A 20,640-nucleotide genomic window follows, 5' to 3' on the forward strand; every position below is an offset into this window, starting at 1 on the left:
TTGCACGAAGCAATAAAAAGCGCCATGAAAAACAGGGCGATTAAAATGGGGGTTTGTTTAGTTTTTATTTTATTCCGATTCAACATGGTTATTAACATATTAGGATTTTATTGTAGCGTGTTTCCTGCTGTAGTGTTAATAAAATCAATGTTTTTAACGATTCTATATTAATAGATATTATTTTGAACGTAAAGCAATAAAAAAAAGTGTTAACAATGGTTATTATTAAAAAAATTAGTTTAAAATTGTAGCTTGAATTGATAATATACAGAACCGGAAGCTAAAAATCAGGACAAAATTTGGAAAATGCTCCAAAAAGCAGGATTTAATTGAATACCGGGCTGTTGAAAACATTACGTGAAACATTGCATTTTATGCAATAGATATTTTGTACATTGAGGCAAATTTTTATACGTTTGTACAGTTTACTGTACCTGTATAGGCCAATTTATGAGAAAATAGATCAGACGAATGATTAAAGAATTAAATAAATTAAAATCAATCAATCAATTAAGTTCAATTTAAAAGAAATGCTATGAGAAAAATGTTTACAAAGCTTTTTGGCTTGACGTTGCTCATGTATTTGTTTACAGCGTTTTCTGGGCTTTACGCTCAAGACTGTGACATTACTTTAGACAACGTTGTGCTGCTTACAGACATCACTACCAAGTGTGACAGTGATCTTGTACAGTATGCGGTCATTGGTGTTCCTTCCGGTACGGAATACTCATTTAATGGTGTTGGTGACACAACAGCAGCAGGTTTTAGTCCTGATTCTACCTTTTGGGTAAAAGAAGGAGTGGGATTTGTTGTGCAAGTGCGTAATGGTGCTTGTTATTCAAATATTTTACCTGTTCCAGGTGAAGATTTAATTCAGCCGGTATACGTGGATACATTATTGTTGACACAAGCTAGATGTGCTGATGATCAGGGAGAACTTACTGTAGTAGTTGGAGGAACGGAAGCGTTCTTTGTCTACTTTGTAGATTCAACTGATTGGGATGGAGTAGATGGAACTTATCCTAAGTATAACGGAACCCAATTTCAGGCCGAACCTGGAATGAAATATTATGTAACTGTTGAGTCTGCTAACGGATGTGCAAGTGCAGATTGGGACTCAGTTACATTTAATGGTGCACCGGCCCCAGTTGTTATTGACAGCATTTATGTTTCGGACTCTATACTGTGTCCGGCTGGATTAGGAACGATAACAGTTTTAGTCGATACTACTACTGGTATTCCTTATGCTGGTAATGAATATATGGTTACTATTGAAGATTCATCAAAAATGACTGTTGATGGGGTTGCTACTTTTATGATGCCAGCTGGCGAATATTGGGCAATTGCAACTGACAGCGTTGGTTGTGATGTAACTTCTGACAGTTCTGCGGTTCTCGTTGATCCGGCAGCAATTACTTTTGATATTTCTTTGGATGATATCGCTTGTGCTGATTCTACTGATGGTGCTATTTATGTGCACGATTTTGTAGGAGATGCTGATTCAGTATATCTGTCTTACTTTGGTGCTGATACTATGTTAGCAGTAGCCGAAATAACAGGTGATACTGTATCTTTCCCAGGTCTTATGGTAGGTTACTACAGCGTTTGGGTTGGTTATACAAACGGATGTGATCCTGTTGCTTATGATAATCCAAATAATACTGGTAATGTTATTAGTCTTCAGGCTCCAACAAGTATCGATTTTACTATTAGTATTGATACTATGGTTTGTTTGGGTGAAAGCTCAGTTATTACCGCAAGTGCCACTGGTGGTTCAGGTAATTATGAATATTTCTTAGACGGTGTTAGTTCAGTATGGAGTGATACAGCGACTTGGACTGTTGGTGCTGGTACTTATAATGCATACGTTAGAGATGCAGATGTAGCCAGTTGTGAAATACAGGCTGATGCACCTATCGTTTTAGTAGATCCTGCAGCAGTAGTTATTGACAGCGTTGTGACTGTTTCTCCAACTTGTCCTGGAGCGAATGATGGTGTAATTAATATTGCAGCTTCTGGTGGTGTTGGTACTTTAATGTATTCTTTAGATAGTATTTCCTGGAAATACAATAACATTTTTGCAGTAGCAGCAGATACTTTCACTGTTTATGTGAAAACTGATATGTGTGCTGATGATGTTGCTGTGAAAGATACAGTTGTTGTTGTGCCACTTCAAGAAAATGTTCTTGAAATTGTGGCTAAAGACACAGCAAATGAATGTTATGGAGTATTATCTAGTTGGGTGGAAGTTAAAACAACTACCTGGGCTAGTCAAACAGGTGAAACTCGTAACGTTACAGTTTCTATCACTGATGGCGCTGCTTTCAATGATACTTTGGTTTATAATGGAAGTACCTATAAAATCCAAAAATTAACGGCTGGAACATATACTATTGACGCGGAAGATAATTTTGGATGTGTTTCTAAAAATACGCTGACTGTTGTTATTACTGAAGAAGGACAATTAACTGTTTCTGGTACAGTTACAGGTGAAGCAACTTGTTACGGTAACTACGATGGTGTTATGACTATCTACGCTGAAGATGGAACACCAACAAAATATGCACATGCAAATACCTTGCAAGCTGCAAATAATTTACCTGATGCAGCATTTACTGCATGGCCTGCAGGTGCCGACTCTGTAAACATACAGGTAGGCAAAGGAACCTATTATGTTGTAATTAAGGACGCATGTGGTGCCAAAGCATTTGACGGACCGTTTGAAGTAGACGGTCTGGACCCAGTGGAAATCGATGCAGAACCTGTTACCAATATGGGTAATGACTGTTATGGTGATACAGATGGTTACGTTGAAGTAGCTGCTGCTACTGGTGGATCTGAAGATCTCGTTTATACCTTGCAACAAATGGTAGATGGAATGTGGGAAGATGTTGATGGATACGTTGAAGTTGAATCAACTATTTTCGAAAACCTTCCTTCTGATACATTCAAAGTTGTTGTTTCTGACCTTGTAGGTGGATGCGATGGCACTGAAACTGATGCTTTCATTGTTGACGGACCTGCTATGGGAGTAAGCTTTACAGCAACTCCAACAGATATTACCTGTTATGGCGCCAGTGATGGTACAATCACTGTAGTTGCTACAGGTGGTGTAGGTGGTTACGAATTCAAAATTGGATCTACTAACTGGCGTAATTTCCCTGAAGGATCAGATACCAAAGTAATCGTTGTAACTGAGCCAGGAACTTACACTGTTTGGGTAAGAGACTCTATTGCATGCCCTACTGAAGGCCAAGACTTTACAATCAATGAACCTTCAGAAATCATGTTGTCAGTTGAAACAACTGATGTAACAGCTGGTTCATGTGCCACTCCAGATGGTGTAATTGATGTGACCGTTTACGGAGGAAATTCAGATACATTCGATATTTATATTCCGGGATTGGATACAGCTAACATGGTGACAGATAGTTCAGCTACTTTCACAGACGTTCCAGCTGGAACTTATACAATCTATGCTGTTGAATTAAACGGTAATGGTTGCTATGCTATGGAAGAGGTTACTATCACAAATCCGGATTCATTAAGCGCAGTAGCAACTGTTCTTGATTCTGTTGGTTGTTACGGAACCGGTGGTGGTGAAATTCTGGTTGAAGTAAGTGGTGGTCAAGCTCCGTATGCTATACAATTACCAGGTGTAGATACCGTAACTGGTGACAGCGTAGTCTTCTCTGATTTAATGGCTGGTTCTTATACAGTTACCGTAGTGGATGCTAGTAGTTGTACCTATACATTGGGAACTATTGAAATTAGCCAGTCTGACTCAATTGAGTTAGCAGCTACATGGATTTCAGATATTACTTGTGCCGATAGCGGACAGTTCTCTGTTGAAGCTACAGGTGGTTCAGGTGATTTCATCTATTATGCTGAAATTTCAAGACTTCCAGAACATATTATAGTTCCGAATCCGGATTCATCTAGTATGTGGCAAGCTGAAAACTTATTCAAAGTAACTGAGCCTGGTACATACATTGTTTGGGCTTACGACCGTGTAAATGGTTGTTTAGTTGGAGGTGAAGATTGGAATGGAGTTCCAGTTAACGAGTGGCGTGTGAAAATGGCAGAGCCTGATACAAAAGTTACTGTTAACGCTGAAGTTATCGGTAATACCGATTGTTATGGTGCTACATTTGATATCACAGTACCTGCTGACAGTGTTGTAATTACAGTTGATGGTGATACTCTTGCAACACCTGTATATACTGTAATGATTGACACAGTAATGAACGATACTTTAAGCGGAGTTGGCCCTGGTACATACATTGTTACAGTAACTCACGAAAGTGGATGTTTCGGTACTGATACAGTAGTTATTGCTGAACAAGAAGTATTTGAGGTTGTACTCGATAAAGGTGATGGTGAATTCTCTTGTCCTGATGTAGTAGAAGGTTATCTTGAAGCAACTGTTGTTTCAGGTGGTGGCGACACTCTTGAATATCAATTGTGGCAAGACGGTGTTCTGAAAACTGACTACCAACCGGAAAATTCATTCTTAGTAAGAATTAACCACGATTATGTTGTAGTAGTTAAGGATGAAAACGGATGTACTGACACATCGAACGTTATGATTCTTGATCCGGTTGATGCAGCTGCATTTGCTATCAAAGATGTAACTTGTTACGATGATACCATGGCGTCAGCTAAGGTTATTGTAACCGGTGAAGAAGGACGTTCTTTCAGATTACACTGGAATGAAATGGAAACCAGTGATATGGGTGTGACTGAATACTTTATGGGTGATACAATTCTTTCTCAATTCTTTGAATTTGATGAAAAGAATACTACAGACAGACACTATGAAATGTGGATTGAAGATAGCGAAGGTTGTACTTCTGCTATAGATACACTGACTTTCAAACGTGTTGATGGTCCATTACAAGTTGTTAATGTAACTGATACTGTTGGAGATTGTGCAACAACATTCAGCTTCGAAATCGCTGGTGGTACTGCTCCTTACATGGTAATGGTTGATACTACTGTAATTGCTGACTCAATTGGTTTCTACGAAAGAATTACATTGAATCTTGCTGGTGGTACACATAATGTATATGTATTAGACGCTCAGGAATGTGAGTTGGAATACAACTTCGATCTGGAGTATGGTACAGTTCTTTATGATACAGTAAACATCTACGCAGGTGACACAGCTCATTACATGGAGAATGGTTTAGATACAATGCTGGTTGGTGGCGACTATGAATTCATCGTTGGTGAAGAAGGTTGCGCAACTCAGTTATTTGTAACTGTTGTAGAACGTGAAAAAACTGCACCTGTATTGGTATCAGTAAGTCCTGACAAAGATACTATCGCTAATAACCATCCTGAAGCATTGGTTATCACATTCTCTGATGATGTAACATTCACAGGAGAAGGAACAATGACCATTAGCGGAATGGATGCTGAAACACCAGCTGTAACTATCACACTTGACTCGTCAATGTTCAGTGGTAATACAGTTACTGTAACTTACGATGCGGCTGTTAGCGGTGGATTAGATAAGAATACTACTTACTATGTAAATGTTGACAGTGCAGCTGTTATGGGTGACGGCCTTGTATGGGGTGGAATCGCCGATGACACTACCTGGACATTTACAACTGGTCCTGAGTTCTTAACTGATGTTGATGAATTGGTTACTACAGACTTCAAAGTTTATCCTAACCCATTCAATAGCTTTATCAGAATTGATAATGCTGAAAAACTCGACAGAGTTGTAGTTACGAACATTGCAGGTCAGCGTGTATTAGACATTGAAAATCCAACTTACGAAATACGTACTGGAAATCTGGTTACCGGCGTTTACGTTGTGACATTAATTTCGAACGACGAAATCGTTAAATCAGAAAGGATTATTAAAAGGTAATACCGAATTGATTGATTAAAAAGGGGAAGCTTTTAGCTTCCCTTTTTTATTGCTATTTTTTCAACAAAAAAGATTATGGAACTACTAAATAACCATGTTTCCATTCGTCAGTTTAAGGACGTTGATGTTTCATCAGAGTTGCTGAAAAGTATTCTGTATTCAGGTACAAGAGCTTCGACAACTGGTAATATGCAACTTTACAGCATCGTTGTAAACAAGGATAAAGCTTTACGTAAAAAATTGGCTCCGCTTCACTTTAATCAACCTGTAGCTGTAAATGCTCCTGTATTGTTGACTTTTGTAGCCGATTTTAATCGTTTTAATAAATGGTGTGAGCAGAATAATGCAAAGCCCGGGTATGATAATTTTCTGTCGTTTAACAACGCATTAATTGATGCAACACTGGTTGCACAAAACGTTTGTATAGCAGCCGAGAATATGGGCTTAGGAGTTTGTTATTTGGGAACTACTTTATACAATGCCGATAAGATAATCGATGTACTACAGCTGCCAAAATATACTTTTCCTGTAACAACTGTTGCATTAGGATATCCGGCAAACATCCCTGATTTAACCGATCGCATACCATTTGAAGGAGTGGTACATGAGGAAGTATATGCAGATTATACAAATCAGAAAATCGATGAATTGTATGCGTTTAAGGAAAGCCTGGAATCATCTAAGCAATTTGTTAAAGAGAATGGAAAAGAGAGTTTAGCGCAGGTTTTTACTGATGTCCGTTATAAGAAAGAAGACAATGAATTCTTCTCTGAGAAAATGCTGGAAGTACTAAAGCAGCAGGGATTTTTATAGTTAATAGTTTTAGTCTGCAAGGAAGCGATTAATAAATTCAGTGAAATCCTGCCGAAAACTATTGCCGATGGGTAACTTGTTGCCTTTAATTGAAACCATGTTTCCCTCAACAGAATCAATTTTATCAAGGGAAATGATAAATGATTTATGAATCCGGTAAAACTGATCTTCAGGTAGCAGATCAATGATCTTCTTCATCGAAAGATTTGTAACCAGCTTATTATCCTTTATGTGTAGTTTTATATAATCGCCAAGACCTTCGATATAAAATATATCCTCATACTTTACCTTGTAAGTTTTCTTATTTGATTTGACAAATAAAAAGTCACCGGCTTTTTTATCGGCCACGTTTGCTTTTGTAGCATTTTCCCGCAACAATAATTGCTCCTCAGCGCGGTAGTATGCTTTACAAAAACGTTCAAAAGAAAACGGCTTTTTCAAGTAATCAATCGCATTTAATTCAAATCCTTCGAGTGCATATTCGGAATACGCCGTTGTAAAGATTACCAGCGGGGGATTTTTTAGGTTACGCAAAAATGAAATTCCCGACAGTTTAGGCATATTTATATCCAGAAAAAGTAAATCAATTTCCTGCTCCTGAAGAATTTTATGCGCACAAATAGCTTCACAGCATGTTGCTGCAATTGTAAGATCGGGTAATTTTTGTGCATATTGCTTAATGACATCCTGAGCAAGTGGTTCGTCGTCGATTATAAGTGCCTTAATTTCCATTTTAATTTGAATAAGCAGGTTAGTGTAGTTTCAGGTTTAATTCAACGCAATAAACGTGATTATCTTTGTGAATGAGCAAATCATATTCGTTTTTCTTGTAAAGGAGACTCAAACGTTGTTTTACGTTTTGGATACCGATTCCTGAATGCTTTTTGTTCCATTTTTGTTCGTCGCTGAAATTGTTTTCTATTTTGAAATGTAATTTATCAGCAGAAAACTGAAACCCGATATTGATAAAGTCGCTATCCGTATTTCCAGGAACACCATGTTTAAATGCATTGTCGATGAATGGCTCGAACAACAGAGGAACTATTCTGGCATGTGGTATTTCACCTGATTTTTCATATTTCAATTTGGTATTATTCGAAATTCGGATCTGCTGTAATGCGACAAAATTGTCTACAAATTCTATTTCCTTTTCGAGCGCGATAAAGTTTTCTTTCGATTCGTAGATGATGTGTCGCATAAGATCCGATAATTTCAGGATCAGTTCAGGTACTTTATCCGATTTAATTAGCGCAAGTGAGTAAATATTATTCAACGAATTAAAAAGAAAGTGCGGATTCAGCTGGCCTTTCAATGTATTCAGTTCTGCTTCGAGTTTTTGTTTTTCGATTTTTGCGAGTTTATAATTTAAGTCCTGCATGGCAATCCAGTCTTTCACAAACTTCAGAAAGGAAGAAACACCTACATAAACCAGTGTAACAAAAAAGAAGGCCGAGTGGATATTGGCATTAAAACCGGTTAGTTGCTCCGATACGTGCAACACATTTCGGAAAGGATAAAGTATGGCAAACTGAACAAAGAAGCTACTGGCCGAAATGGTGAGAATTAGCCAGAATACATAAAAAATGTAACTTTTCTTTTTTAACAGTTTTGGTATCAGTACATAAAGGTTGATATAAACGCTGATGGCCAGACCAATGTTGGTAATGGCTGCTTTGGCTACTAATTCTGAATTAAATTCCGGATTAAATTGTTTGCTGCTCAGGTAAAAAATCAATGAAAAGAACGCAACACTAAAAAACCACGAAAAAATATGGCCAAGCAGGTTGTTTCTTTTATTTAACAGTTTTTCAGGCATTTCAGATGCGGTCGCGTTTTAAGAAGATTTTTTTAAGGTAATACAACACCGGGTTTTTATATTTAAGGTTTTTCCACGGTCTGCTGGAATGGGGGAGGTGTAATACTTCAACACCCTTAGCAAGGTAATTGTGGTAACCCATTTTTTTCGATTTCCGGCTAATGAAAACATCAAACCAGTCTTTATTCTCGGCAAGTGTTTTAAAACTGAAATCAGTTAAGAAATCAGGAGTTAAAAGCGTACAGCAAAAACTCAGGCTGTGATTGGTATCCAGAACCTCGGTCCCTTTTATTTTCTCAAAAGTATACGGGAAATTGTATGCTCCGGACTGATCAACCGTGATAGCTCCGACAACTCCGGGATTTTTTTCTTTCGAGGCAATTTCGAAAAGTTGGGTGAAAGTATCCTTTTTTACTACCACATCCGACTCTACAATTACTAATGGACACGATTTCTTAAGTGCCATTTCCTGCGCCATTTGCAATACAAGCTTGTAATTTGGCGAGGGTGTATCGGTAATGTCTTCAAGGTGAATTACCTGGAATTTATGTTCTGCGGCTGCCTTGTTAAGGTAGTCCTTTGTTGCTGTCTGGCTAAAATCGTTAAATACAATGTATTCAAAATCACCATCGGCTTGAATAATGGCTTCAACAGTTTGTTGTAAGGTAGTTAGAGAATCCTTTACCGGAGTGATTACGATTGCTTCTGACATAGTTTAAAAATTTGCGCTTTAAAGGTACACATTAATCGTTTATTCTTCTTTGTGAATAATACGCGAGAATGCCTGGCTGGTTGGCATTATCAGCACATCGTCGATATTTACATGTGCGGGGCGGGTTACCATAAACAGGATTGTTTCTGCGATGTCGTTGGCATATAATGGAACAAATCCTTTATATACCCCGTCAGCTTTCGATTTATCTCCTTTAAATCGCACCATCGAGAATTCGGTTTCAACGGCGCCCGGAGCAAGAGAACTTACTTTTATTCCGTGTTTAACAAGGTCGATACGCATGCCCTGAGTTAATCCTTGTACAGCATGTTTTGTGGCGCAATAAACATTTCCCATGGCATAAGCTTCTTTACCGGCAATAGAAGAAAGGTTGATAATGTGACCGCTTTTTCGTTGTACCATAAGTGGCGAAACAAGGCGGGTAATGTATAAAAGGCCTTTGATGTTGGTGTCAATCATCCGTTCCCAGTCATCAACAACACCTTCATCAATAGTTTCCATTCCCACAGCAAGACCGGCATTATTGATCAATACATCAATTGCCTTCCATTTAGCAGAAAGGCTACTAAAAGCTGATTCTGTAGCTGCTTTATCCCTTACATCAAACGCTAAAATAACAACTTCACAGCTTGTATCCTTTTGAAGCCTGGCTTGAAGTTCTGTCAGTCTGTCTTTTCTTCGACCGGTGAGTATCAGGTCGAAATTGTTTTGAGCCAGAATCTCAGCTGTAGCCTCTCCAATGCCTGAAGTGGCACCGGTAATTAATGCAATACGGTTCATGGTGCACGATTTAGAGTATGCGCGAAATTAAAAAAAACATCTATTTTTATGGATAAATGACGTACTTAATTACCTTTGCTTGAACTTAATTATTACTGAAAGGAGGAGCCAGATGAGTGACACTATCCAGACTGAGCAGGAATTTTCAATCGATAGTATACCGGAACCGGAGAATATAGAAGAGGTAATCTTTTCGTTGATGGTAAACCCGAATTTATCGACCATAAATTATTTCAACGACTTTAATGAACTGAATATATCGCCCGATGCCATTGGCGACAGCGATACCGATGAAACAGGTGTATTCGATCTTGATGCGAATGGAACAAAAATGGCCATTAGCACACACGCATTTCACCACCATTTGGAAAGTGATCCGCAAAAGGCAACAGAAATCCTCATTTCGAGGGCAGCGCGCAAAATGCGTTGTTTTGGGGCTACACCAACTGTAATAAGCGCATTTTTATACCATATAAATGTGGCCGACCCGAATGGTCAGTTTATTGCTTCGGGAGCCAAAAAAGGCCTCGAAAATGCCGCTCAGCGTTTTAACCTGAAGATCTCGGACCGCAAGATACGTTTCGATCATTTTTCGGAACACGGACCGGTTCCGCCAACCATCATTATTAGTATGATGGGGATCGTGGAAAAAGATACTGAGATTAAAACTCATTCATTTAAAAGAAAAGGGAACCATATTTTCATGATTGGAAATATGATTGATGATGTTAATTCATCAGAGTACCTCGAGTTTTTTCACGGAATTTCCGAATCGCCGCTGCCGGCTTTCAATATCAACGAGGAGGTTAAAATTCAGGACTGTATAAAAAAGTTGATTTCCGACAATCTGATTGAAAGTGCGAGCCCGATCGGAAAAGGTGGTTTGTTCTTTACCCTGTTAAGAGCCGCCATCCCGAACGAACTTGGATTCGATATAACAACAAGTGCCGAAACGCGCATCGATTCGTTTCTGTTCGGCGAAGCTATGGGTAGGATTCTTGTTGGTGTTCACCCCGATAAAGAAGATGATTTTGTGGATGCTATGACAGACATGAAAATACCTTTCTTTACTTTGGGACACGTTACCAAGGGTGAAATTCGAATTGATGACGAGTCGTATGGTTTTATCGATAAAATGACCGCCGGAGTTTAATGGCCCTTCCATATAAGCATTCAGATCAAAACAAAAAGGGACAGGTTGAGGAGATGTTCGACAATATCTCCCCGAAGTATGATTTGCTGAACCACCTTTTGTCGGTTAATATCGACAAACTTTGGCGTAAGCATACCATTTACAAATTGAAGCCCTTTAAACCGGAGCGTATTCTTGATATTGCCACCGGTACAGGAGATTTTGCCATTGCCGCCTCGAAGCGTATTGATGCCGAAATTGTAGGTATCGATCTTTCTGAAGGCATGTTGAACGTGGCACGTGAGAAAATTGCCAAAAGAAAGTTTGGAGACCGGATTTCTGTGTTGAAGGCCGATTCCGAAAACCTGCCATTCGAAGATGCCGTTTTCGATGCCGCAATCGTTGGCTTTGGCGTTAGGAATTTCGAAAACCTGAAAATCGGTCTGCAGGAGATATTGCGGGTTATAAAGCCGGGAGGAGTTTTTTATGTGCTGGAATTTTCAAAACCCGTAAAAGCGCCATTCAAACAGTTGTACCTGTTTTATTTTAAACGCATTCTACCATTAATAGGTCGTATCGTTTCAAAGGATCAGAGTGCCTATACTTATTTGCCTGAATCGGTAGAAGAATTTCCCGATGGTGATAATTTTTTAGCTATTTTAGCCGAAGTTGGTTTCATACAAAATAAGTGCTACCCGCAAACCTTTGGTATAGCCTCTATTTACGAGGCACATAAACCAAAGAAATAAGCAGGAGGTAAACAATAAATTGGATTTTTTCAGGTTTGAGAAATTAGGAATTAAATATTACTGTGAGGAAATTATTAGTTGTTATACTGCTGTTGTTTATTGGGATTTCGTCTTTCGCGCAAAAGCAAAAGGTGAATTTCCTGACCACTTTCGATGACAAGTTGGTTCATTTTGGATTTTCAATTGGCTTAAACACCCTCGATTTTAATGTTGTGAATTTCAATCCGATTAGTGAAAATCCAGATTTTGTTTTTAATCCTGCCGACAGATGGCCAACTGATGAAACAAATATTCGTTCTGATGTTGCAACATTGGTTCCCGGATTTACCGTTGGAATTATTTCAAGTCTGCGCTTGAATAAAGACTTTAACCTACGATTCTTACCCGGACTTTCGTTTGGCGAACGCCAACTTACCTACAATGTTCCGGTTATTGATATTAATAACTACGAAACTACTCAGTATTACTCAATAAAATCTACTTTTCTCGATTTTCCCTTACTTTTAAAATACAAGGCCCGCCGTATTAATAACAACCGGCCATATGTTATTGTGGGAAGTGCTTACCGACACGATATATCGCGAACAGCACAGGAAGATCTTGTGAAATTAAAAAAGAGTGGTTTTTATGCTGAAATGGGTGGAGGCTGGGATCACTATTTTCCATTCTTCCGATTTTCGGTGGAGGCCAAATTCAGTTATGGTTTGAATAATCAGTTGGGAGACCTGCCTGCTCCTGTGCAGAAACAGTATTATGCACAATCCATTAAAGATCTCCGATCGAAGATCTTTACACTTTCTTTTCATTTCGAGTAATTGATTACCTGCGTTTAAATTCGGAACAGATAATTGCAATGGCTACCGAAACGTTCAGCGACTCTGCTTTGCTATTGTTTTCTGAGAAATTTGGGATACTGATTTTTTTATCGATTAAAGCTTCTGAAGCTTCACGAATGCCGTTTCCTTCGTTACCAACAACCAGGATCGAATGCTCAGCCAGGTTTGCGGCATAGATATTTTCTCCATTCATAAATGCCCCGTAAATTACCGCTCCTGATGCTGCTGCCAGGGCTTTTACAGCTTCCAATTCGCATTCATAAACATTCACCCGCATAAACGATCCCATACTGGCCTGAATCACTTTTGGATTAAACAAATCAACCGTGTCGGGAGAGCAGAATAGATGTTGAATTCCAAACCAGTCGCAAAGACGAACGATCGTTCCCATGTTACCGGGGTCCTGTATTCCATCCAAGAAAACGGACAGGTCGTCGTTAATCATTTCCGGTATCGGTTTGGCTTCCGGTAAACGACAAACGGCCAGACTATTCTGTGGTGTTTTTAACTGGCTTATTTTTTTTAGCTCAGCTTTTTCAACAACGCTTATTTTTTCAGCCTTCAAACCACTTTTTTTATAATCGTGTTCGAAATCTGCCGTAACGAATAGTTCTGCAATAATCAGTGCCGAGCTGGCAAGTTCCAGTACCATTTTATCACCTTCAACTAAAAACAACCCTTCCTTATTTCGGTATTTTTTTTGCGATAAGGAATTCAGGCGTTTTATTGTATTTTTACTGATCATTCAGAAAAAGCAATTTAATTTGAATAAAGAAGTAAAGTTAATCTTTCTGAAAGAAACTCTTCTTTAATTTTGGGCATTAAAAGATTTGAAATTGGGAAAATTACGTGATAGAAATAGAGTAGTAGTAGGGAAGTGGTTGCTATTAATATCCGTGTTATTTTTTGTGTCCTGCTCGCAGACTCGTTTTGTGCCCGAAGAAAAGTACCTGCTCAATAAAGTAGAGCTCCAAGTCGATGATCCGAATATCAATAAAGAAGAAGCCAAATCTTTTCTCAGGCAGAAAGAAAACTACAAAATCCTGGGTTTTATTAAGTTTTACCTGCTGATGTACAACCTGTCGTCGAAGAAAAAGACTGACGACTGGCTGAAACGCATTGGAGAGCCGCCTGTATTGTATGATGAAGTATTAACCGAACGTTCGAACGATCAACTGGAACAGTACATGAATAACAAAGGTTATTACCAGGCGCGCATAGCGAATGATGTAAGTTTTAATGAAAAAACGCAAAAGGCCGATTTGAAATTTAGTATTGAACCCGGTGAACGCTATCGGATTAAAGAAATTCGATATCATTTTTCAACTCCGGAATTACGCGACATTTTCCTGAAAGATTCGGTCAACCAGCGATTTAAACCTGGCATTCCTTTCGATATCTACCAGCTCGAGAAACAGCAGGAGCGGATTGTAAAACTCTACCGCGATAACGGCTACTACTATTTTTCGAAAAACCAGGTACGTTACGTTGCCGATACTCTTCAGTATACTAAGCAGGCTTTGCTCGACCTTTACGTGGGCGAAACAAAAGATGCTCAGAAGGATTCTGCAAAGATTTTGAGGCCTTATTTTGTCAACAATTTTTATTATTCGATACTTCCCGGGAATTCGCCGGTTGGGTCGTATCAATTCGGAGGAACTGTTTTTACTGATACTGTACGTTGGGATAATTCGCAACTTTTTCTGACAAAACACTTTAAATATCCGCCCGGACTTTTCATTCGTTCAACCCAAATGACCAGTGGTGAGTTGTATAATAGTTCGGAAGTTGAGCAGACTTTTAATGCCTTTAACCGTTTGCGCCAGTTTCGGTATGTCGATATCCAGTTTAATGAGACCTACGCGGCACAAGACAGTAATTTGCTCGACTGCAGGATTCGCTTGGCACCGTTAAATAAGCAATCGGTGTCGCTCGATCTGGAAGGGACGAATACTTCCGGAAACTTTGGTGTTGCAGGTAATATTTATTACCAGCACCGGAATGTGTTTAAAGGGGCCGAAGTTCTTCAATTAAGGCTGAAAGGTGCTACAGAACGAATGAAGCGTACGGTAAACAACAACACGGAATATTTTAATACACGTGAACTTGGAGCCGAAGCTAATCTTACCATTCCAAAGCTTCTTGGTCCGGGTAAATACATTCGAAGTTTCGAGCGAAATCTGCCGAAAACGATTGTAAATGTTGGGTATAATTACCAGCGTCGTCCGGAATATACACGAACCATTTCGAACGTGAAGCTGGGATACGACTGGAAAACTTCGCAGAATTACAGCCACATCTGGAATTTCCTGGATATGAACCTCGTACATTTGTATGAGTTTGATGAAGACTTTATAAACTCAATCAAGGATCTGTATATCAAGAGTAGTTTTATCGATCACTTTATTTTTGCAATGAACTATTCGTTGATCTTTAATAACCAGCGACTGAACCTCAAGGATAATTATACCTATGCCCGGTTTAATGTTGAATCATCGGGCAATACACTTTGGCTTTTGTCGACCCTGACCGGACAAAGCAAACACACAAGAGTACTCGAAGGCGACACCCTGGTTTATTACCAGTTTTTAAATACCCAATATGCCCAATACCTTAAAGCCGATATCGAAGTTCGCCGCTCAGTAACTTTGGATCAGTATAACCGCATTGTAGGTCGGGCATTTTTAGGAGTTGGATTTCCATATGGAAACTCGAAAGTGCTGCCTTTTGAAAAACAGTATTTTACCGGAGGTGCCAACGGAATTCGGGCATGGCAGGTTCGTTCGCTTGGACCGGGTACGTACAGGGCTGATCCGGAGAATTATCCAAATCAATCATCGGATATTAAGTTGGAAGGCAACGTGGAATATCGATTTAAACTTTTGGGAAAGCTTGAAGGTGCGTTGTTTGTAGATGCAGGAAATATTTGGGCGATTAACAGTAACGACAACCGGGAGGGTGCTGTTTTCAAATTTAATAAGTTTTACCGACAGATCGCTGTTGGAACCGGTACTGGATTGAGGTTAGACATGAACTACTTTATTCTTCGCGTGGATATGGGATTAAAATTGCGCGACCCGTCGGCCGATAGAGGGCAGCGCTGGATAATCGGAAATCGTGGTTTAACCGGCGACGACTTGAATTTCACTTTCGCAATTGGCTATCCTTTTTAAATTTTTGGTTTTTTCCATACTATCTTTTTTTAGAAGTGTTATTTTTTTGCATTTTTGGTGCCACAATTCCGAAATTGTAAGATTCACAGGATATTTAATTAATAATTGAAATTTTATGGCAAATATTCCATCTGGTAACCGCGATTCTTTTGGGTCGAAATTTGGAGTGATTGCAGCAGCTGCCGGTTCTGCTGTTGGATTGGGTAACATTTGGCGATTCCCACTGGTTACAACCCAGAATGGAGGTGGCGCCTTTCTTATTCTATACATCAGCTTTATTGTATTTATCGGTATACCTGTTATGCTTTCTGAATTCTCGATTGGAAGAAGGGCACAGTTGAACGCTTTTGGATCGTTTAAAAAACTGGCACCCAAAACGCCCTGGTACCTGGTGGGATTCCTTGGAATTCTTACCGCATTTGCTATTCTTTCTTTTTATAGTGCCGTTGCAGGATGGACACTGGAGTATCTTGTGCAGGCCATTTCAGGAAAACTGCTGCACACCGATGATTATGTGAAGAATTTTGCCGATTTCAGTACCGACGTATACCGCCCGCTTATTTGGCAAATGGTATTTATGTTCCTAACCGCAATTGTAGTTTATGCTGGAATTAAAAAAGGTATCGAAAAGTTCACAAAAATATTAATGCCTGTGCTGGTAATTCTTATTGGTGTAGTTGTTGTTCGTTCAGTAAGTTTACCAGGAGCCGCTGAAGGTATAAAATACCTTTTTGTTCCCGATTGGTCGGCAGTGAACTTTAAAACAGTGCTGATGGCACTCGGTCAGGCAGCATTCTCACTGAGTATCGGTATGGGAACGCTTATTACGTACGGATCATACATTCAAAAAGATAATCACTTATTGAGAACGTCATCGCAGGTTGCACTAGCCGATACAAGTATTGCTATTCTGTCAAGTTTGATGGTTATTCCGGCCATCTTTGCTTTTTCTTCTGTATCCATCGACCAAATGTCTCCGGGGCCAGGTTTGGTGTTTGAAGTTCTTCCCGCGGTATTTAAAGCCATGCCGGGTGGAGTAATTTTCGCTGTTGTATTTTTCTTTTTGCTGGCCGTCGCTGCGTTAACTTCTACAATCTCAGTGCTTGAGGTTGTTGTGGCTTATTTGAAAGAAGAATTGGGAATGACAAGAGGAAAGGCAACGATAATCGCTTCGGTGTCGATTAGTGTATTGGGAGTATTGGCCACATTATCGTTTAGTTCGTTAAGTGGATTTCATATTTTCGGACTGAATATTTTCGATCTGCTAAATTTCGCATCAGCCAATATTATGTTGACGTTTGGAGCACTGTTTATTGTAGTTTTTGTAGGTTGGAAACTTGGTAAATCGAACTTCCTTGATGAGATCAGTAATAAGGGAGAAATCAAATCTGTTTTGCACAAGATCGTTTTCTTTATCATTCGATATATTGCCCCGGTTGCCATTGGTATAATTGCCGTTGCTGCTTTATTCATAAAAGGATTAACTTAGAATTCAGATAAGATATTTATTAGGCCGGTTAATACCGGCCTTTTTACTTTCTGTCTTTGTGTATTTTGTTCATTTTTCATAACTTAACAACTTGTTATTCCCAATGTTAAACTAGGTCACAATGTTAAACCTCTGGCGAAAAATTCAACGTCAATTTTTAACCTATTCCAGGTCTGACAGGAATGCGGTGCTTATTCTTGCAGCAATTCTGCTTCTATTGATATTTGCTAATCGAATTTTACCTGCATTCAGAACAGAACGGTCACATGATTTTTCTAAACTTGAAGGGATCATTGAAGATTGGGAAAAAAAGCAGGCCCTCGAAAATGCAAAGCCGGAACTTGAACTGTTTAATTTCGATCCTAATGTGATAACCCGTGATCAAATCGAAATACTCGATTTGCCTTATTTTGTTAAGCAAAACATTCTAAGTTACCGGGAGTCGGGAGGAAAGTTCACTAGTACCTGTGATCTAAGAAAGATATATGGTATGAATGATTCCATATTCAATGCGATTAAAGACTACATACAAATTGAAAGAACTCAGGCTGAATCGTCACCGGTAAAAACGAAAGTTGAACTTGAAATGACCGGAACGCCATTCGATCCGAACAAGGTGTCTGCAGACAGTTTGCTCAAATATGGTTTCACTGAATTTCAGTCGTCGAACCTGATCAAATACCGGGATAACGGAGGTGTGTTCACACTCCCTCAGGATTTGCTCAAGATTTACGGAATAGATTCGGTGTTTTATGTGCGAATTGAAGATTATATTCGAATTGAATCCCCGAACAAGGAGGTCAAAGAAATCGTAAGGATAGAATTGAATGGTGCTGATACTTCCGACCTGATGAAGCTTCCCGGAATAGGACCGGCTTATGCATCCCGGATAATTAGATATCGTGAGTTGTTAGGTGGTTATTACACTGTCGAACAATTGCTCGAGGTTTACGGTTTCCCTCAGGAAGTCTACGATCGTGTTTCGAACCAGGTTTTTACCGATACTGTTAAATTAAATAAGCTGCGTATAAACTTCCTAGAATACCCGGAACTGATTCGGCACCCCTATTTAAATAAAGAGCAAGTTACTGAACTCTTAAACCACCGCGATGCGTCAGGAGCCTACAAAAAGCTTGAAGATATTAAGTTTTTGGAAAGTTTTGACAGCGAGAACTTTAAGCGGATACGCCCGTATATCACATGTCGTTAAATAGTTTTAAACAAAAATAATCACATAGGATATATTAATTTTTTACTTTAAATTTGATATACTATGAATAATTTCTAAATTTGCGCCTCAATTTTTAAAAAGTAAAACCGTTAGATATGATAGTTATTCCGGTAAAAGAGGGCGAAAACATTGAAAGAGCTCTTAAGAGGTTCAAAAGAAAATTCGAAAAGACTGGTGTAATCAAAGAATTACGCGAACGTCAAAAATTTACCAAGCCTTCGGTAAAAAGAAGGGAAGAGTTGAAGAAAGCTGCTTACGTGCAAGGTTTGCAGCGTCAGGAAGACTAAACTTGTTTTAGTGGTTCCTGATTTAATTTGTATCGATAGCCAATGAGTTATCAGGAATCGTTTATCAACTATTTGAAGTGTGAGAAGAGGTATTCTGCTCATACGGTGGTGGCATATAAAAATGACCTCGATCAGTTTGTGGAGTATTCTGCAATAGTGATCGGGGAATTTCATGTTAAAGCAGTAACAACTGACACTGTCAGGGGGTGGTTGCTGCATTTGATGGAACAGGGATTAACTCCTCGTTCGATACATCGGAAAGCCACCACAGTAAAGTCGTTTTATAATTTCCTGATGCGCGAGGATGTTGTAGAGTCAAATCCTGCATCCAATTTAACTTTACCGAAAGTTCGTAAAAAGCTTCCCAATTTTGTCGACGAGAAAAGTCTGAATCATTTGTTGGATGATCTTGGGAATTTTGACGATGATTTTTCAGGAGTTCGTGATAAACTGATCTTGTCTCTTTTCTACGGAACGGGTATAAGGCTTTCGGAACTGATAAATCTGAAGGAAAGGGATATTGATACCAGGGAGAAGCTGATTCGTGTTCTCGGGAAGCGACAGAAAGAAAGAATCATTCCTTATCCATCAGAAATCAACAATCTGCTAGAGAATTATGTTATAGCAAGAAATAAGCAGATAGGATACAAAACAGACTTTTTGCTGGTTACGGAAAAAGGAAAGCAGGTATACGAAAAACTGGTGTACCGGGTAGTGAAAAAGAGCCTGGGTAAAGTAACATCGCTGGAGAAAAAAAGCCCGCATGTGCTCAGACATACCTACGCTACTCACTTGTTAAATAAAGGGGCCGACCTGAATGCCGTAAAAGAATTATTAGGACATGCAAATTTAGCAGCTACACAGGTTTATACACATACTACCTTCGAAAAGCTGCGCGACAGTTATAAACAAGCCCATCCGCGTGGGGATAAAAACAATTAATTATGGAAGTAAAACTTAATTCAGTACATTTTAATGCCGATCAAAAGCTGATAGAATTTGTGAACAAAAAAGTTAGCAAGCTCGACACTTTTTTTGATGGTATTATAAAAGCGGATGTAACTCTTAAAGTTGCAAAACCCGAAACAGCAAATAACAAGGTTGCTGAGTTAAAACTTTCGATTCCGGCAACGGAAAATTTATTTGCCAAAAAACAGGCCGATACTTTCGAAGAAGCTACTGATTTAGCGATCGACGCAATGAAGAAACAGCTTGATAAATACAAACAAAAGTTAAAGAACAAATAATTTTTAAAAAAGACCTGCGAGAGTTAGGTTTTTAAAATATAATTTTTACATTTGCAAACCCTTTTTAGGGGCGTTCTGAAAACAGCTGAAATAGTCGCACTTTCAACAAAAACGTATAAAAATGCTTGGGTTTTTTAAGCACGTTTTTAGGAGGTTAGCAACAAAAAATGACATGATTTTTCGTTAAAGAGAAAAAATTTTTAGCTGTTTGGAAAAAAGTTGTAATTTTGCACGGCATTTTTGCCAGGGAAATATAGATGCGGGAATAGCTCAGTTGATAGAGCATTAGCCTTCCAAGCTAAGGGTCGCGGGTTTGAGTCCCGTTTCCCGCTCAAAATAGAGATTGGAATTTTGAACAGCGATGATCATTATTCCTGTCTCTTTATGTGTTTAAGCCGGAGTAGCTCAGGGGTAGAGCGCATCCTTGGTAAGGATGAGGTCACGAGTTCAATTCTCGTCTTCGGCTCAGA

Annotated in this window: 16 protein-coding genes and 2 tRNA genes; 13 read left to right on the top strand and 5 right to left on the bottom strand. The window is 39.1% G+C overall.

What is annotated here, in order from left to right; all coding sequences use genetic code 11:
- Window positions 1-535: 535 nt before the first annotated feature.
- Together HFD85_RS03640 and HFD85_RS03645 are read left to right on the top strand one after the other, a co-directional pair.
- Window positions 536-5,884: a T9SS type A sorting domain-containing protein gene (locus tag HFD85_RS03640; protein ID WP_167605242.1), complete on the top strand. Its 5,349-nt coding sequence runs from the start codon at window positions 536-538 to the stop codon at window positions 5,882-5,884.
- 75 nt (window positions 5,885-5,959) lie between these two features.
- On the top strand, window positions 5,960-6,697 hold the full coding sequence (locus HFD85_RS03645; RefSeq protein ID WP_167605243.1) for a nitroreductase family protein: 738 nt from the start codon (window positions 5,960-5,962) through the stop codon (window positions 6,695-6,697).
- Window positions 6,698-6,706: 9 nt separating this feature from the next.
- Here the strand turns inward: HFD85_RS03645 and HFD85_RS03650 are convergent, their stop codons facing one another.
- Genes HFD85_RS03650 through HFD85_RS03665 form a run of 4 tightly spaced genes read right to left on the bottom strand, consistent with a single transcriptional unit; the run spans window position 6,707 to window position 10,026 of the window.
- Window positions 6,707-7,429 (bottom strand): LytR/AlgR family response regulator transcription factor, encoded by a 723-nt coding sequence (locus HFD85_RS03650; RefSeq protein WP_167605244.1) that lies wholly within the window; start codon window positions 7,427-7,429, stop codon window positions 6,707-6,709.
- Window positions 7,430-7,448: 19 nt separating this feature from the next.
- Window positions 7,449-8,513 (bottom strand): sensor histidine kinase, encoded by a 1,065-nt coding sequence (locus tag HFD85_RS03655; RefSeq protein WP_167605245.1) that lies wholly within the window; start codon window positions 8,511-8,513, stop codon window positions 7,449-7,451.
- A 1-nt stretch (window position 8,514) separates the two neighbouring features.
- Complete coding sequence (locus HFD85_RS03660; protein WP_167605246.1) at window positions 8,515-9,225, bottom strand: glycosyltransferase; 711 nt, start codon at window positions 9,223-9,225, stop codon at window positions 8,515-8,517.
- Window positions 9,226-9,264: 39 nt separating this feature from the next.
- On the bottom strand, window positions 9,265-10,026 hold the full coding sequence (locus tag HFD85_RS03665; RefSeq protein ID WP_167605247.1) for an SDR family NAD(P)-dependent oxidoreductase: 762 nt from the start codon (window positions 10,024-10,026) through the stop codon (window positions 9,265-9,267).
- A 112-nt stretch (window positions 10,027-10,138) separates the two neighbouring features.
- Here HFD85_RS03665 and HFD85_RS03670 point away from each other — a divergent pair, with 112 nt between their 5' ends.
- From HFD85_RS03670 to porT, 3 genes are all read left to right on the top strand, one after another.
- Window positions 10,139-11,179 (top strand): AIR synthase-related protein, encoded by a 1,041-nt coding sequence (locus HFD85_RS03670; protein WP_167605248.1) that lies wholly within the window; start codon window positions 10,139-10,141, stop codon window positions 11,177-11,179.
- Window positions 11,179-11,907, top strand: coding sequence for a bifunctional demethylmenaquinone methyltransferase/2-methoxy-6-polyprenyl-1,4-benzoquinol methylase UbiE (gene ubiE / locus HFD85_RS03675; RefSeq protein WP_167605249.1), 729 nt, complete (start codon window positions 11,179-11,181; stop codon window positions 11,905-11,907). Before HFD85_RS03670 ends, ubiE begins: the two co-directional genes overlap by 1 nt.
- 62 nt (window positions 11,908-11,969) lie before the next feature.
- Window positions 11,970-12,722 (top strand): type IX secretion/gliding motility protein PorT/SprT, encoded by a 753-nt coding sequence (gene porT, locus HFD85_RS03680; protein WP_167605250.1) that lies wholly within the window; start codon window positions 11,970-11,972, stop codon window positions 12,720-12,722.
- Between the two features lie 4 nt (window positions 12,723-12,726).
- Here porT and HFD85_RS03685 read toward each other — a convergent pair whose 3' ends face one another.
- Window positions 12,727-13,488, bottom strand: coding sequence for a TrmH family RNA methyltransferase (locus tag HFD85_RS03685; protein WP_167605251.1), 762 nt, complete (start codon window positions 13,486-13,488; stop codon window positions 12,727-12,729).
- Between the two features lie 91 nt (window positions 13,489-13,579).
- On the opposite strand from HFD85_RS03685, the gene tamL reads away from it, so the two are divergent.
- The 8 genes from tamL (at window position 13,580) to HFD85_RS03725 (ending at window position 20,636) form a co-directional block, all read left to right on the top strand.
- Entirely contained in the window at window positions 13,580-15,916 is a 2,337-nt protein-coding gene (gene tamL / locus HFD85_RS03690; protein ID WP_167605252.1) for a translocation and assembly module lipoprotein TamL, read from the top strand.
- Between the two features lie 115 nt (window positions 15,917-16,031).
- Window positions 16,032-17,405: a sodium-dependent transporter gene (locus HFD85_RS03695; RefSeq protein ID WP_167605253.1), complete on the top strand. Its 1,374-nt coding sequence runs from the start codon at window positions 16,032-16,034 to the stop codon at window positions 17,403-17,405.
- 121 nt (window positions 17,406-17,526) lie between these two features.
- Window positions 17,527-18,615 (top strand): helix-hairpin-helix domain-containing protein, encoded by a 1,089-nt coding sequence (locus HFD85_RS03700; RefSeq protein WP_167605254.1) that lies wholly within the window; start codon window positions 17,527-17,529, stop codon window positions 18,613-18,615.
- Window positions 18,616-18,731: 116 nt separating this feature from the next.
- Window positions 18,732-18,923, top strand: a complete 192-nt coding sequence (rpsU, locus tag HFD85_RS03705; protein WP_167605255.1) for a 30S ribosomal protein S21 — start codon at window positions 18,732-18,734, stop codon at window positions 18,921-18,923.
- 42 nt (window positions 18,924-18,965) lie between these two features.
- Window positions 18,966-19,865 (top strand): tyrosine-type recombinase/integrase, encoded by a 900-nt coding sequence (locus tag HFD85_RS03710; protein WP_167605256.1) that lies wholly within the window; start codon window positions 18,966-18,968, stop codon window positions 19,863-19,865.
- Between the two features lie 2 nt (window positions 19,866-19,867).
- Window positions 19,868-20,170 (top strand): ribosome hibernation-promoting factor, HPF/YfiA family, encoded by a 303-nt coding sequence (gene hpf / locus HFD85_RS03715; protein ID WP_167605257.1) that lies wholly within the window; start codon window positions 19,868-19,870, stop codon window positions 20,168-20,170.
- Window positions 20,171-20,429: 259 nt separating this feature from the next.
- Window positions 20,430-20,502: transfer RNA gene (locus HFD85_RS03720), tRNA-Gly, on the top strand.
- Window positions 20,503-20,564: 62 nt separating this feature from the next.
- A tRNA-Thr gene (locus tag HFD85_RS03725) sits at window positions 20,565-20,636 on the top strand.
- The last annotated feature ends 4 nt before the right edge of the window (window positions 20,637-20,640 follow it).

Origin of the sequence: Maribellus sediminis, assembly GCF_011799805.1 — a bacterium.
In the GTDB taxonomy this organism is placed as follows: Bacteria; Bacteroidota; Bacteroidia; order Bacteroidales; family Prolixibacteraceae; genus Draconibacterium; species Draconibacterium sediminis_A.

What these genes read in the sequence shown, in the direction of transcription:
- HFD85_RS03640 (WP_167605242.1), top strand. Translation starts at nt 536, where the DNA reads ATGAGAAAAATGTTTACAAAGCTTTTTGGCTTGACGTTGCTCATGTAT.
- HFD85_RS03645 (WP_167605243.1), top strand. Translation starts at nt 5,960, where the DNA reads ATGGAACTACTAAATAACCATGTTTCCATTCGTCAGTTTAAGGACGTT.
- HFD85_RS03650 (WP_167605244.1), bottom strand. Translation starts at nt 7,429, where the DNA reads ATGGAAATTAAGGCACTTATAATCGACGACGAACCACTTGCTCAGGAT.
- HFD85_RS03655 (WP_167605245.1), bottom strand. Translation starts at nt 8,513, where the DNA reads ATGCCTGAAAAACTGTTAAATAAAAGAAACAACCTGCTTGGCCATATT.
- HFD85_RS03660 (WP_167605246.1), bottom strand. Translation starts at nt 9,225, where the DNA reads ATGTCAGAAGCAATCGTAATCACTCCGGTAAAGGATTCTCTAACTACC.
- HFD85_RS03665 (WP_167605247.1), bottom strand. Translation starts at nt 10,026, where the DNA reads ATGAACCGTATTGCATTAATTACCGGTGCCACTTCAGGCATTGGAGAG.
- HFD85_RS03670 (WP_167605248.1), top strand. Translation starts at nt 10,139, where the DNA reads ATGAGTGACACTATCCAGACTGAGCAGGAATTTTCAATCGATAGTATA.
- ubiE (WP_167605249.1), top strand. Translation starts at nt 11,179, where the DNA reads ATGGCCCTTCCATATAAGCATTCAGATCAAAACAAAAAGGGACAGGTT.
- HFD85_RS03685 (WP_167605251.1), bottom strand. Translation starts at nt 13,488, where the DNA reads ATGATCAGTAAAAATACAATAAAACGCCTGAATTCCTTATCGCAAAAA.
- HFD85_RS03695 (WP_167605253.1), top strand. Translation starts at nt 16,032, where the DNA reads ATGGCAAATATTCCATCTGGTAACCGCGATTCTTTTGGGTCGAAATTT.
- HFD85_RS03700 (WP_167605254.1), top strand. Translation starts at nt 17,527, where the DNA reads ATGTTAAACCTCTGGCGAAAAATTCAACGTCAATTTTTAACCTATTCC.
- rpsU (WP_167605255.1), top strand. Translation starts at nt 18,732, where the DNA reads ATGATAGTTATTCCGGTAAAAGAGGGCGAAAACATTGAAAGAGCTCTT.
- HFD85_RS03710 (WP_167605256.1), top strand. Translation starts at nt 18,966, where the DNA reads ATGAGTTATCAGGAATCGTTTATCAACTATTTGAAGTGTGAGAAGAGG.
- hpf (WP_167605257.1), top strand. Translation starts at nt 19,868, where the DNA reads ATGGAAGTAAAACTTAATTCAGTACATTTTAATGCCGATCAAAAGCTG.